The 13,960-nt window shown below is 72.8% G+C and carries 10 protein-coding genes and 1 pseudogene; 7 read left to right on the top strand and 4 right to left on the bottom strand.

Translation table 11 applies throughout. The features are described from left to right. Positions 1–38: 38 nt before the first annotated feature. The 6 genes from JS756_RS03550 to JS756_RS03525 all read left to right on the top strand — a co-directional run bounded on the left by JS756_RS03550 (position 39) and on the right by JS756_RS03525 (position 8,544). Complete coding sequence (locus tag JS756_RS03550; RefSeq protein WP_205381426.1) at positions 39–929, top strand: DUF2797 domain-containing protein; 891 nt, start codon at positions 39–41, stop codon at positions 927–929. A 607-nt stretch (positions 930–1,536) separates the two neighbouring features. Then, on the top strand, positions 1,537–2,277 hold the full coding sequence (locus JS756_RS03545; RefSeq protein ID WP_205381425.1) for a response regulator transcription factor: 741 nt from the start codon (positions 1,537–1,539) through the stop codon (positions 2,275–2,277). After that, on the top strand, positions 2,274–3,905 hold the full coding sequence (locus JS756_RS03540) for a sensor histidine kinase (RefSeq protein WP_205381424.1): 1,632 nt from the start codon (positions 2,274–2,276) through the stop codon (positions 3,903–3,905). Before JS756_RS03545 ends, JS756_RS03540 begins: the two co-directional genes overlap by 4 nt. Positions 3,906–3,919: 14 nt before the next feature. Next, the gene (locus JS756_RS03535; RefSeq protein ID WP_205381423.1) at positions 3,920–5,557 is read left to right on the top strand and encodes a bifunctional glycosyltransferase family 2/GtrA family protein; all 1,638 of its coding nucleotides are present in this window, start codon (positions 3,920–3,922) and stop codon (positions 5,555–5,557) included. Then, positions 5,554–7,767 (top strand): glycosyltransferase family 39 protein, encoded by a 2,214-nt coding sequence (locus JS756_RS03530; protein WP_205381422.1) that lies wholly within the window; start codon positions 5,554–5,556, stop codon positions 7,765–7,767. Before JS756_RS03535 ends, JS756_RS03530 begins: the two co-directional genes overlap by 4 nt. Before the next feature lie 543 nt (positions 7,768–8,310). Next, entirely contained in the window at positions 8,311–8,544 is a 234-nt protein-coding gene (locus JS756_RS03525) for a hypothetical protein (RefSeq protein WP_205381421.1), read from the top strand. Between the two features lie 9 nt (positions 8,545–8,553). Here the strand turns inward: JS756_RS03525 and JS756_RS03520 are convergent, their stop codons facing one another. From JS756_RS03520 to JS756_RS03510, 3 genes and pseudogenes are all read right to left on the bottom strand, one after another. After that, positions 8,554–9,027 carry a PPOX class F420-dependent oxidoreductase gene (locus JS756_RS03520; RefSeq protein ID WP_205381420.1) on the bottom strand — a complete coding sequence of 158 codons (474 nt, stop codon included), beginning with the start codon at positions 9,025–9,027 and terminating at the stop codon, positions 8,554–8,556. Between the two features lie 478 nt (positions 9,028–9,505). After that, a pseudogene (locus JS756_RS03515) lies at positions 9,506–11,113 on the bottom strand (MDR family MFS transporter); the annotation flags it as partial. 88 nt (positions 11,114–11,201) lie between these two features. Next, positions 11,202–11,702, bottom strand: a complete 501-nt coding sequence (locus JS756_RS03510) for a MarR family winged helix-turn-helix transcriptional regulator (RefSeq protein WP_205381419.1) — start codon at positions 11,700–11,702, stop codon at positions 11,202–11,204. A gap of 194 nt (positions 11,703–11,896) precedes the next feature. Between JS756_RS03510 and JS756_RS03505 the strand changes: the two genes are divergently transcribed. Further along, positions 11,897–12,088 carry a hypothetical protein gene (locus JS756_RS03505; RefSeq protein ID WP_205381418.1) on the top strand — a complete coding sequence of 64 codons (192 nt, stop codon included), beginning with the start codon at positions 11,897–11,899 and terminating at the stop codon, positions 12,086–12,088. 806 nt (positions 12,089–12,894) lie between these two features. Here JS756_RS03505 and JS756_RS03500 read toward each other — a convergent pair. Then, positions 12,895–13,815 (bottom strand): RNA polymerase sigma factor SigF, encoded by a 921-nt coding sequence (locus JS756_RS03500; protein WP_205381417.1) that lies wholly within the window; start codon positions 13,813–13,815, stop codon positions 12,895–12,897. Between the last annotated feature and the right edge of the window lie 145 nt (positions 13,816–13,960).

The following is a 13,960-nucleotide window of genomic DNA, read 5'->3' as shown; positions in this document are numbered from 1 at the left end:
TCAGGGCCTGTCAGTGGCGTCCCCTACCCTCACGGGTGATGGCACAGACATGGCGTTGCACCGGGCTGCGGTGGTCGTACGGCGGCCCCGTGCTGGGCTGGGGCGGAGGGCACAGCAGTGCGCTGAGCCGGGGGAGAACCGTGGCCTTCGGAGTGGCCGAGGGCAGCGCGCGGATCTGTGTCGGGGCCCGCGGGCATGCCTGCCCGACCCGGGCGGAGGTGCCGGCACGCAGTACGGGCGCCCGGTGTGAGGAGTGCGCCCGCCTGGACCGGGCGCACAGCGTCGCCGCCGACACGATCGTGGACGATCCCCGGCCGTACCACGTCTACCTGGCCTGGTTCGGGCCCGGCCTGGCCAAGGTCGGCATCACAGCGTTGGAACGGGGGCCCGCCCGGCTGCTGGAGCAGGGTGCTGTCTGCTTCAGCTGGCTCGGGGCCGGGCCGCTGATGGCGGCGCGGCGGGCAGAGGAACTGCTCCGGGCGGCCCTGCGGGTGCCCGACCGGATTCCGTACGGCGTGAAGCGGGCGGTGCGGGCCGCGCTGCCCGCCGCCGAGGCCGAACGCGCCGCCGAGATCGCCGAGCTGCACGCCCGGGCCCTCGCCCTTCCCGGTTGGCCCGAGTCGCTCGCTCCCCGGCCTTTCCGGCCCGTCGACCACCTCGGCGTCTTCGGGCTCGTCGACGCCCCGGCCGCCGTCGGGGAGGTCGGTGAGCTGGTCGCCGGGAGTGAGTTCGGTGGACGGCTGGTCGCCGCGGCCGGGCCGGACCTGCACCTCGCGGCGGACGGCGACGGCACCGTCGTCGTCCTCGACACCCGGCTCATGCGCGGGTGGGGGATCGTGCCGGCCGCGTCCGCCGGGGACGGCCGGATCTCCGTGCCCGTGCGGCGGTTCCGGCAGTCCGACGCGCACGCACAGGACGGGTTGTTCTAGTGCCGCGGCAGGCAACGTTCGCCCGTCAAGGGGCGGCGTCCGGTGCGTGCTCTCGGTGTGCCGGCCGGAAGCCCTCGTACTGGATGTACTCGGGCTTTCGTCCGGTGCAGCGAGAGTGCGTGCCGGACGCCGCGACGGGGCGAACGTCGCCTGGTGCGGCACTAGGAGGAGTTGTCCTGCGGGAGTCGTTCCGGCGGGGGAGCAGGTCACATCGCCCGCGTCGAGCGGAGCCACAGCTTCCGCCGCCCCGATGCCCAGGGCGCCACCGCTGTCCGGAAGAGTGCCCTGGTCGCCCGCACGCCCGCACGCCTCCGCTGTCCCGAGTCCCCCTGCCACCCCGGCCCCCCGCCGCCCCGTCGGACGCCTCCTGATGTGCGCGTCCCACGGCTCCTGAAGGACCCGTCCCGCGCCCGTACGCCGTCCGGGACGTCTTCCGCACAACTCCTCCGGAACGCCGTTCGGTGGCGCGCCTCCGCCCCTGCCCCTGCCTCCGCCCCGCGTCCAGCCCCCGCGCCCAGCCCCCGCCTGAGAACCGCCTGTGTGTTTCTCAGGGAAATCACAGACTGTCGAAAGCCTCCTCTCAGAGCCCCCGGACATCGTGTTCAGCATGACCACGACCTCGCCCCAGGGGCGCACCGAACTGCTGAGGCCGGACGGGAGCCCCGTCCGCGTGCTGGTGGTGGACGACGAGGTGTCGATCACCGAGCTGCTGTCCATGGCCCTGCGGTACGAAGGCTGGCAGATCCGTACGGCGGGGGACGGCCAGGGCGCCGTCCAGAGCGCGAGGGAGTTCCGGCCCGACGCGGTCGTGCTCGACATGATGCTGCCCGACATGGACGGCCTGACCATCCTCGGGCGGCTGCGCCGCGAACTGCCCGACGTGCCGGTCCTCTTCCTCACCGCCAAGGACGCCGTCGAGGACCGGATCGCCGGACTCACGGCCGGCGGGGACGACTACGTCACCAAGCCGTTCAGCCTGGAGGAGGTCGTCGCCCGGCTGCGCGGCCTGATCCGGCGGTCCGGTGCGGCCGACCGGCGGTCGGACTCCGTCCTCGTCGTGGGCGATCTGATGCTCGACGAGGACAGCCACGAGGTGTCCAGGGGCGGCGACAACATCCACCTCACCGCCACCGAGTTCGAGCTGCTGCGCTTCCTGATGCGCAACCCGCGGCGCGTGCTCAGCAAGGCGCAGATCCTCGACCGGGTCTGGTCCTACGACTTCGGCGGCCAGGCCAACGTGGTCGAGCTGTACATCTCCTACCTGCGCCGGAAGATCGACGCCGGGCGGGAGCCCATGATCCACACCCGGCGCGGCGCCGGTTACCTGATCAAGCCAGCGGTGTCATGAGCGGTCGGCGGCGACCGCGTACGCAGAGGCGGGGACGGCAGCCGCGCACGCTGCGGACACGGCTCGTCGTCGCGGCGGTGACCCTGATCGCGGTGGTGTGCGCGGTGATCGGCACGGTGACCACGCTCGCCCTGCACTCGCACCTCTACCAGCAACTGGACGACAAGGTCCGGGACACCGCCAAGCGGGCCGCGAGCGGCCACCTGATGGACAAGCCGGGTGAGCCGCCGCCCTCGTCGATCCCCGCGGGTCAGAAGGTCGGCAAGCTGGTCACGCAGCCGCCGGCCCAGCCCGGGACCATCGCCGCCTACGTCGAGGACGGCACGCTCACCGCCGCGGCCGTCGGCGAGCAGACGAACTACAGCAACGGCGCCTTCAAGAACGTGGAGGCCGTCCAGCTCGACGCCGAACAGCAGGCGGCGGTCGCGTCCGTACCCCGGGACCGGGATGCGCACTCCGTGGACGTGCCGGGACTGGGCGAGTACCGCGTGCAGTACATCCCCGGCGCCGCGGCGGGTGAGGCGTACTACGTCGCCCTGCCCACGCAGGACGTCACCAGCACGATCAACACGCTCGTCCTCGTCGAGATCAGTGTCACCACCGCCGGCCTCGTCGCCGCGGGCGTCGCCGGCTACGTCCTCGTCGGCGTCGCCACCCGCCCCCTGCGCAGGGTGGCCGCCACCGCGACCCGCGTCTCCGAACTGCCCCTGCACTCCGGCGAGGTGAACCTCAGCGAGCGCGTCCCCGACTCCGAGTGCGACCCGCACACCGAGGTCGGCCGCGTCGGTGTCGCGCTCAACCGGATGCTCGACCATGTGCACGGCGCCCTGCACGCCCGGCAGCAGAGCGAGACCCGGGTACGGCAGTTCGTCGCCGACGCCAGCCACGAGCTGCGGACACCGCTGGCCTCCATCCGCGGGTACGCCGAACTGACCCGGCGCGGACGCGAGGACGTCGGCCCCGACACACGGCACGCTCTCGGGCGGATCGAGTCCGAGGCCGGACGGATGACCCTGCTGGTGGAGGACCTGCTGCTGCTCGCCCGGCTGGACGCCGGCCGGCCGCTGCAGTTCACCGACACCGACCTCGTGCCGCTGGTCGTCGACACCGTCAGCGACGCGCGTGCGGCCGGGCGGGACCACGTGTGGCGGCTGGACCTGCCCGACGAGCCCGCGTCGGTCCTGGCGGACGCTGCGCGGTTGCAGCAGGTGCTGGTCAATCTGCTCGCCAACGCCCGCACCCACACGCCCCCGGGGACGACCGTCACCGCGCGCGTGCAGCGGCGCGGACCGTGGCTGTGCGTGGACGTCGAGGACAACGGCCCGGGAATCCCGGCCGCCCTGCTGCCGCGGGTGTTCGAGCGGTTCGCGCGCGGCGACTCGGCGCGCTCGCGCGCCACCGGCTCCACGGGGCTCGGCCTGGCCATCGTGCAGGCCGTGGCCGCCGCGCACGGCGGTGCCGTGACCGTCGACAGCGTGCCCGGGCGCACCGTGTTCACCGTGCACCTGCCGGCCCCGGTACCCGCGGGGCACCCGCGGTCCGCGGCGGTCGCGGCGCCCGAAACGCACCCGCAACCGGACTCACAGGCACAGCACAGCGCTGCCACACGGGTGCAACAGGGCGCTTGACGAGAGTCGTTCGCATGCGAACCGACTCTTCTCCCGGCACCCTGCCGGCGCGGGAGCACCTCCCGGCCGCAGGGGCCGGCGCCCCTGTTCTGGACGTAGTGATCCCCGTCTACAACGAGGAGAGGGACCTCCCGCCGTGCGTGCGCAGACTGCACGAGCACCTCGCACGCACGTTCCCGTACCCGTTCCGCATCACGATCGCGGACAACGCCTCGACGGACGCCACGCCACGGGTGGCGAAGCAGCTGGAGGCGGAGATCCCCGAGGTCGCCCACTTCCGCCTGGACCTCAAGGGCCGGGGCCGCGCCCTGCGGACCGTGTGGTCCGCCTCCGACGCCCCGATCCTCGCCTACATGGACGTCGACCTGTCCACCGACCTCAACGCCCTGCTGCCGCTGGTGGCGCCGCTGATCTCCGGCCACTCGGACCTGGCGATCGGCTCGCGGCTCGCCCGCAGCGCCCGGGTCGTGCGCGGCCCGAAGCGCGAGTTCATCTCCCGCACCTACAACCTGATCCTGCGCGGCTCCCTCCAGGCCCGCTTCTCCGACGCCCAGTGCGGCTTCAAGGCGATCCGCAGGGACGTCGCCCAGGCGCTGCTGCCGCTCGTCGAGGACACCGGCTGGTTCTTCGACACCGAGATGCTGGTGCTCGCCGAGCGTGCCGGCCTGCGGATCCACGAGGTGCCCGTCGACTGGGTCGACGACCCGGACTCCACCGTGCACATCGTCAGGACGGCCACCGACGACCTCAAGGGCGTGTGGCGGGTCGGCAGGGCGCTGGCCACCGGCTCGCTGCCGCTGGACCGGCTGGCCCGGCCCTTCGGGGACGACCCGCGGGACCGGGACATCGAGGACGTGCCCAAGGGGCTGGCGCGCCAGCTCGTCGGGTTCTGCGTCGTCGGCGCCCTGTCCACCCTCTTCTACCTGCTGCTCTACAGCGTCTTCCGCTCCTTCACCGGCTCACAGACCGCCAACGCGCTCGCCCTGCTCGTCTCCGCCGTCGCGAACACCGCCGCCAACCGGCGGCTCACCTTCGGCGTCCGCGGTCGTGGCGGCGCCGTCCGGCACCAGGCGCAGGGCCTGGTCGTCTTCGGCATCGGCCTGGCCCTCACCAGCGGCTCGCTCGCCGCGCTCGACGCGGCGACCTCCGACCCCGCGCACTCCACCGAGCTGGCCGTCCTCGTCGCCGCCAACCTCGCGGCCACCGTGCTCCGCTTCCTGCTCTTCCGCGCCTGGGTCTTCCCCGACCAGCGGGAGGACGGCTGGCAGAAGCCCCAGCAGCCCCAGCAGGAGCACCGGTCCGGAGCGGTCGCGCGGGGCGCCGACGGCACACGTGGCTCGCACGGCCTTCACCTGACGCCGTCCCGCAGCCCCCACGCGTCGTACGCCTCTCACCCGCCGTACGTCGCCCAGCGGCCCCATACCCCCCAGCCGTCGTACGGCCCCGAGCCGTCGTACGGCCCCGAGCCGTCGTACGGCCCCCACGTCTCCTACGACCCCCAGGCCCCCCACGGCGCCCACGGCGCCCACGACGCCTTCGACCCCACCGCCCGATTCCGCGCGGGTGACTCCGCGGAAGGCACCTGGCGGGACGTCACCGTGCAGCACCAGCCGGTTCACCCGCACGACTCCGACCCGAGGGAATCGCGATGACCACGCACTTCGACCAGGCCACCAGCTGGGGACCGCCCCCCACCGCTCCGCCGGAGCCGGCCGACGCGGCCCCGCGGCAGCCCACGACCGGCGTGCGGCGGCTGTGGCACGGCCGACCCGAGGACCCCGGCTGGGCGCGCCCGGCCTTCCTCGGCCTCCTCCTCGCGACCGGCCTGCTGTACCTGTACAACCTCAGCGCCTCGGGATACGCCAACTCCTTCTACTCCGCGGCCGTCCAGGCCGGCAGCAGGAGCTGGAAGGCGTTCTTCTTCGGCTCGCTGGACGCCTCGAACGCCATCACCGTCGACAAGCCCCCGGCCTCCCTGTGGCCGATGGAACTGTCGGTGCGGATCTTCGGCCTGAACTCGTGGGCGATCCTCGTCCCCGAGGTGCTGATGGGCGTCGCCACGGTCGCCGTGGTCTACGCGGCCGTACGGCGCCGGTTCAGCCCCGCGGCCGGACTGATCGCCGGAGCGGTGCTGGCTCTCACGCCCGTGGCCGCGCTGATGTTCCGGTTCAACAACCCGGACGCGATGCTGGCGCTGCTCATGGCGGCCGCCTGCTACCTCGTCGTCCGCGCACTGGAGGACGGCCGGACCAAGTGGCTGCTCTGGGCCGGCGTCGCGATCGGTTTCGCGTTCCTCGCCAAGACGCTGCAGGCGTTCCTGATCCTGCCGGCGCTGGCGGCCGTCTACGCCCTCTGCGCGCCGGTGTCGCTGCGGAAGCGGTTCGGGCAGCTGGCCCTCGCCACCGGTGCGCTGGTCGTCTCCGGGGGCTGGTGGGTCGCGATCGTCGAGTTGTGGCCGGCCTCCTCGCGCCCGTACGTCGGAGGCTCGCAGAACAACTCCTTCCTGGAGCTGACCTTCGGCTACAACGGTCTGGGCCGCCTCAACGGCGACGAGACCGGCAGCGTCGGCGGCGGTGGCGGCGGCGGCAACGGCGGCGGGAAGTGGGGCGAGACCGGCTGGGACCGCATGTTCGGCTCCGAGATCGGCGGCCAGATCTCCTGGCTCCTGCCGACCGCGCTGATCCTGCTGGCCGCGGGCCTGTGGGCGACGCGGAAGGCCCGCCGCACCTCCGTCACACGCGGGGCTCTCCTGGTGTGGGGCGGTTCGCTGCTGATGACGCTCGTCGTCTTCAGCTACATGGCGGGCATCTTCCACCAGTACTACACCGTCGCCCTCGCGCCCTACCTGGCAGCCGTGGTCGGCATGGGAGCCGGGCTGCTGTGGGAGCGCCGCCGGGAGACCTGGGCCGGACCGGCGCTCGCCGCCGCCGTGGTGGCCGCGGCCGCCTGGGGGTACGCACTGCTCAACCGCACCCCGGACTATCTGCCCTGGCTGAAGTGGCTGGTGCTGGTCGGCGGCCTGACCGCCGCCCTCGGCCTGATCTTCGTCGGCAGGCTGACCCGGCAGCTCGCCCTCGCCGCGGCCGCGGTCGGCGTGGCCGCCTCCCTCGCCGGCCCGACCGCCTACACCCTCAGCACGCTCCAGCAGGGCCACACCGGCTCCATCGTCACAGCCGGCCCGGCGGGCGCGAGCACGATGGGCGGCCGGGGCGGTGGCCCCGGCGGCGGTCCCGGCGGCCGGGGCGGATTCCCGGGCGGGGCAATGCCGGGCCAGCAGGGTCAGCAGGGTCAGCCGAACGGCAACGGCAACGCCCAGGGCGGTCCCGGCGGCCAGGGCTTCCCGGGCGGCGGCAACGGCGGCTTCCCCGGTAGGGGCGCGCCGGGTCAGCAAGGTCAGGGGCAGGGTCAGCAAGGTCAGGGGCAGGGTCAGGGTCAGCAGGGCCAGGGCAGGCAGAACGGCGGCATGGGCGGCGGCGGAGGCATGGGCGGTCTGCTCAACGGCGCCAGTGTCGACTCCCAGGCCGAGAGCCTGCTGAAGACCGACGCGGACGACTACACCTGGGCTGCGGCTGCCATCGGCGCCCAGAACGCGGCGAGTTACCAGCTGGCCACCGGTGAACCGGTGATGGCGGTCGGCGGCTTCAACGGTACCGACCCGTCCCCGACGCTGGCCCAGTTCCAGCAGTACGTGGAGGACGGCAAGATCCACTACTTCATCGCCGGCGGCACCGGAGCCGGTGGCATGCGCGGAGGCAGCGACGGCACGTCGTCGCAGATCACCTCCTGGGTGGAGGCCAACTTCAAGAAGGTCACGGTCGGTTCGGCCACCTTCTACGACCTCACGCAGAAGGCGAGCGGCTGAGCCGACGGGCGCCCCGTCCGGTTCGCAGGCGGAAGGCCACGGGACACCGCACAGCGCCCTCGCTGTGCGGTGTCCGCACGTCCCGGCCCGCGCTCGACGACACCCCGACGGTCCGGGCGGCGAGGGCGGACGGCCCGCGGGCTTTCCACCCACCGGCGCATCCGCGGTCCCGCACGGCCTGCATGGTCCGTAGGGCCCGCGGGCTCACGGGCCGTGAACCAAGGCGCCGTACGTCCGCACGAACGGTCCGAGGACCCGTCGGCCTGGGTAGCGTGCGGCGGCGGGTACCGCACGGCGCGCGCCGTTCATCGTGCCCACCGGTGGCCCGTGCGACGGTGCCGCCGAGTCGGTCGAGGCAGGCTACCCGTATATGACCAGGTCGGGCCGGCAGGCCAGGAGCGCTGCCCGCAGCAGTGTCCGGCTGGAGGGCGGGGCGCGTGGTCGACGCGGCGGCGGGCAGCCGTCGAGGCGGGACCGGGCCCGCATCACGAGCGCGGTCGCCGCGGTCCTCCAGTTCGTGTACGGCTACGGAACCCTGGAGGGTTGCTTCCACACGCGTGGCGCTGCCTTCGGGACGACCTCCGACGCGTACGTCCGGCACACACGGAGGAGGCGGCAGGGGCGGCCGAGGCGCCGACCCTCGCCGAGATCGTCCAGGAGTCCGGGAAGGGCACGGGGGACGACGGCGACACGGCCGCAAAGACGACGGAACGGAACTTCGACCATGCCCTGGACCTGCTGATCGCGGGCATCGAGGCGACGGCCGAACGGGGCTGACCGGCTCCGCTAATGCGGGTCCTGGGCCAGCCGCGCCGGGAATCCGCCCGTCGCCACCGGACCCCACCGCACCGGTGTCACGCGGATGATCGACTTGCCCTGCTTCACCATCGCCGCCCGGTACTCGTCCCAGTCCGGGTGCTCGCCCGCGATGTTGCGGTAGTACTCGACGAGCGGCTCGACGGAGTCCGGAGCGTCGACGACCTCCGCCGTCCCGTCGATCTGGACCCACGGCCCGTTCCACTCCTCGCTGAGCACGACGAGGCTGACCCGCTCGTCCCGCTTGGCGTTCCGTGTCTTGGCCCGCTCGGGGTACGTGGAGACGACGATGCGTCCCGAGTCGTCGACCCCGCAGGTCAGCGGCGAGCCCTGAGGACTGCCGTCGGCCCGCCGGGTCAGCAGGATCGCCCGGTGCCGGGGACGGACGAAGTCCAGCAGTTCGTCGAGGGAAACCGTCGTGTTCGTCGCGATGTTCGGCGCCATGGGCTCAGCGTAGGGCGTGCTGCGACCGTGGGCCCGCAGCACCGCAGGGGCACGGGCCCGCGGTCCTCACGCGGTGCGGGCGGCCCGGTCCTGCCGAGCCCACGCCTGTGGCGGCGACGCGCGCCGCACCACCCGGATCTCCACCTCGGTCCCCGACGGCCGTACCGATCGCCGCGATGCCCGCCTGCACCACCGGGTGGTCGCACAGGGCGAAGTCGTGGGCCTGTCAGTCCTGTCGGCGGATCCTTGCGGCCGGCCCCACTCCGTTCTTCCACTCCGACGGCCCCGTACGGGGCCGTCGGGCCGGCGTCCCGGGCCCGCATCCGCGGCCGGACTCGTCGGACCGGGATGCCGACCCGACGAGTCCGGCCCGTGGCGGGCGCGCGGGAGATCCACACGCCCGCCACGAGCCGGGGGGCGGCTACTCGCCCGGGTGCGCGAGTTCGACGTCGCGGCCGTCCGCGTCGCCGGCGCCGGCGGTCAGTGCGTCGGCCTCGGCGGCGGCCACGGCCGTGACCGTGGCGGCGGCTGCCGGGGTGGCAGGGGCCGCGGCTCCGGCTCCGGCCTCGGCGGCCTGGGCGAGGGCGCCGGTGGTGCGCAGCGGCACCTCCTTGATGAACAGGGTCACGAAGAACGCGAGAAGGGCGATCGGGGCGACGTAGAGGAAGATGTCGGCGATGCCGTGGCCGTAGGCGCCCTCCAGCCAGGTGCGGATGCCGGTCGGCAGGGCGTCCATGTCGGGGATCCGGCCGCTGCCGCTCGCCTTCGCCGCGGCCAGCTGCTCCCGCGGGCTGAGCTGGCCGACGGTGTCCTTGGCGTAGTGGGTGATCCGGGTCGACATCACCGAGCCCAGCACCGACACGCCCACCGCGCCGCCGAGCGAGCGGAAGAAGGTCACGACGGAGGACGCGGCGCCGAGGTCGGTCGGGTCGACCTGGTTCTGCGTGCACAGCACCAGGTTCTGCATCATCATGCCGACGCCGAGACCCATCAGGGCCATGAAGATCGCGAGATGCCAGTACGGGGTGTCGTAGCGCATGGTGCCCAGCAGGCCCAGGCCCGCCGTCAGCAGCACGCCGCCGGCCAGCAGCCACGCCTTCCACCTGCCGGTGCGGGTGATGACCTGGCCGGAGACCGTGGACGACACGAACAGGCCGCCGATCATCGGGATGGTCATGACGCCCGACATGGTCGGTGACTTGTCTCGCGCCAGCTGGAAGTACTGGCTGAAGAAGACGGTGCCGGCGAACATCGCGATGCCGACGAACAGCGAGGCGACCGAGGCCAGTGCGATGGTGCGGTTGCGGAACAGCCGCAAGGGGATGATCGGTTCGTCGGCCCGGGCCTCGACGAGGAGGAAGACCAGGGCGAGCGCGACGGCGCCGCCGACCATGGCGCCGGTCTGCCACGACAGCCAGTCGTACTTGTCGTCGGCGAAGGTGACCCAGATCAGCAGCAGCGAGACCGCCGCGGTGATGAAGAACGCGCCGGCCCAGTCGACCTTGACCTTGCGCCGGGTCTCCGGCAGGTGCAGCGTCTTCTGCAGTACCACCAGGGCGATCAGCGCGAACGGTACGCCGACGTAGAGGCACCAGCGCCACCCCAGCCAGTCGGTGTCCGTGATGACGCCGCCGACCAGCGGGCCGCCGACGGTGGCGACGGCGAAGGTGGCGCCCAGGTAGCCGGAGTAGCGGCCGCGCTCACGCGGGGAGATCATCGCCGCCATGACGATCTGCGCCAGGGCGGACAGACCGCCCGCACCGACGCCCTGCACCGCACGGGCGGTGATCAGCATGCCGGGGTTCTGCGCCAGACCCGCGACGACCGAGCCCACGATGTAGACGACGAGCGCTATCTGGACCAGCGCCTTCTTGCTGACCAGGTCGGCGAGCTTGCCCCACAGGGGAGTGGAGGCCGTCATCGCCAGCAGGGCGGCGGTCACGACCCAGGTGTACGCGCTCTGGCCGCCACCGAGGTCCTTGATGATCTCGGGCAGGGCGTTGGAGACGATGGTGGAGGACAGGATGGCGGCGAACATGCCGAGCAGCAGCCCGGAGAGCGCCTCCATGATCTGCCGGTGCGTCATCGGAGCGTGGCCGCCGGAGGAGCCTCCCCCGTGCTTGGCATGAGCCCGCACACCGGCTGGTGTGGTCGTTGCCATGGGCTTCCTTCTCTTAGGTGCTTGCGGGTGTACGGGTGGTCGCGTCGAGCCCGTCGGGCGGCGGCGCCGGCCGCGGGGGTGCCGCGCGGCAGTCGTCGAAGCTGGCGCGCAGCCGGGTCATGAGCCGGGTGAGCTGGGCGACCTCCTCGTCGCTCCAGTCGTCGAGCCGGTCGGCGAGCATCCGGGACGTCGCCAGGGACATCTCGTCGAGCTTGTGCCGGCCCTCGGGGGTGAGGCCCACGATCCGCGAGCGCTTGTCCGCCGGATCGGGCGACCGCTCGATCCAGCCCCGATCGGCGACGTGGGCGACGTGCCGGCTGGTGACCGACAGGTCCACGGCCAGCAGTTCGGCGAGCCTGCTCACCCGCATGTCGCCGTGTCGGCCGAGCAGCGTCAGCACGGCCGCCGAGCCGCTCGGGCAGTCGGACGGCAGGATCCGTCCCATCTCCCGTTTCACGGCACCGAAGGCGCTGAACTGACGGATCAGCTCTTCGTACTGCGCCTGTGCGGCCATCACACGCCTCCCGATTCGTTGCTTGAGGCAACCATAAGATGTTTGGTTGCCACAGGCAAGCAAACGAGGGAGGTGGGAGCTAAAAACTTGGCAAAGGCAACTATTGCGAGCGTGAACAGCCAGGTGGCGGCGGGTACGGCGACGGCCGGACCCGCACTTGGGCCGCACCGTCGGATTCGCTAGGGTCTCGGGCCATGGCTAACACCCAGGGCCCGCAGGGCAACCACGACCCCGCCGGCAGCACCCAGATGTTCCGTGCCTTCGTCGACGAGTCCCCTCAGGGCGAGCGGCAGCAGGCCTCCTCCGGCCCCCGCGTCGGCCTGATCGCCGGTGCGGTCGCCGCGGTGGTGATCGTGGCGGCGGTGGCCTGGCTGGCGCTGATGTAGGCCCGCGGGCCGGACCGACTCCGGTCCGCGACGCACGGGTACCGGCGGACGCCGGGAACACGGGTGCTCCCGAACCCGACCGCCGGACCTCCATGAGCCCGAAACCCGTGTCGCCCCGCGGAGTCCCGCGCCGGTGACACGCTCCGCGGCGGGGCGCCGACCGGCATGCGTACGCCGCGCCCTTCGCCGTGCCGCCGGGCACCCCCTTCAGCTCGGCCGCGTCGTCGGGTACCCCCTGGGCTGAGGCGCGTCGTCGGTGGTTCTCGTCCGTGTCGGCATCCGTTGCTCTGCTGCGGCACCTCGCCCGCCCCGGCCCTGGCGCCGTGCACCTCTTAGGCGCACCGTCGTTGCCCACACCCTCGCCCACCGCTCGGCCGCGTCGCCGTCCGACGGCGACCACTGGACGGCCGCCGCTCACCGCCGCTTGCGGCCTCTCGATCGCCGCGCGCCGGTCGTCGCCGGTTCGGTCGTGGCCCGTCGATCGCGTCCGTCGTCGTGACGCTTTGCCGGAAAGCCCGCCGACCGCCGCCCCGTCACCGGTGGCCTCGGGCCCCGTTGCCCTCCGCCCGGGGTGCCGTCCGCCCCTCGCCCCGCAGGCCACCCTGTCTGTGTCCCGCCCGTGGTTCGCTGCGGCGTCGGCTCGGCCGCGAGGCGGCGCGACCACCGGTGGGAGGGCGCGACGGCCGGCACTGCCGGTGTACCGCGTGCGCGCCCCGGGCCCGGGCGTTCCGGACGGCGCGAGGCGCCACCCGGGTGAGGTGGCGCCTCGCGGTGAACGGGACCCCGTCGGACGCGGGGCGGCCAGGTCAGTCCGAGATCAGGCCCTCCCTCAACTGGGCCAGGGTGCGGGTGAGCAGCCGGGAGACGTGCATCTGGGAGATGCCGACCTCCTCGCCGATCTGCGACTGGGTCATGTTCGCGAAGAAGCGCAGCATGATGATCCGCCGCTCGCGCGGCGGCAGCTTGGCCAGCAGCGGCTTGAGGGACTCGCGGTACTCCACGCCCTCCAGGGCCGTGTCCTCGTACCCCAGCCGGTCGGCGAGGGAGCCCTCGCCGCCGTCGTCCTCGGGCGCGGGGGAGTCCAGCGAGGAGGCGGTGTAGGCGTTGCCGACGGCGAGGCCGTCGACCACGTCCTCCTCGGAGACGCCGAGCACGGCGGCGAGTTCGCCGACGGTCGGCGAGCGGTCGAGCTTCTGGGAGAGCTCGTCGCTGGCCTTGGTGAGGGCGAGACGGAGCTCCTGCAGGCGGCGCGGGACGCGCACCGACCAGGAGGTGTCGCGGAAGAAGCGCTTGATCTCGCCGACGACGGTCGGCATCGCGAACGTCGGGAACTCCACGCCGCGTTCGCAGTCGAAGCGGTCGATCGCCTTGATCAGGCCGATGGTGCCGACCTGGACGATGTCCTCCATCGGCTCGTTGCGCGAGCGGAAGCGTGCGGCGGCGTAGCGGACGAGCGGGAGGTTCAGCTCGATCAGGGTGTCCCGGACGTAGGCGCGTTCGGGGCTGTCCTCGTCGAGGACGGCGAGCCGCAGGAACAGGGAGCGGGACAGGGTACGGGTGTCGATGGCTTCGGGCGCCGGGAGATCCGTGGCCGTCGGAGCCGGGGCCGGCGCGGCCGTCAGAGCCGAAACCTCGTCCATGGAGTCGAGAGCGTCGAGCGTCTCCGGCGCTGTCTCGCTCTTCGTGAGCGTGAGCACCACCTTCGAGCTGCCCTGGTCTGCGGACATGCCACCCCCTCTGGGTCGCGGGACGGTCGTGGCGAACGTCCCCACGGAGGAACGCCAGCCTTCACCTGAATACCGGAGCCGAGGCCACGGCAAACGCGCTTCCGGAAGAATGTCACATGTCGGCAACACGCTGTAGTGACATGTC

This window comes from Streptomyces actuosus (assembly GCF_016921115.1).
GTDB lineage: Bacteria > Actinomycetota > Actinomycetes > Streptomycetales > Streptomycetaceae > Streptomyces > Streptomyces actuosus_A.
Note: the sequence above shows the minus strand (reverse complement) of the source record. Positions and strands in the feature narration are given on the sequence as shown.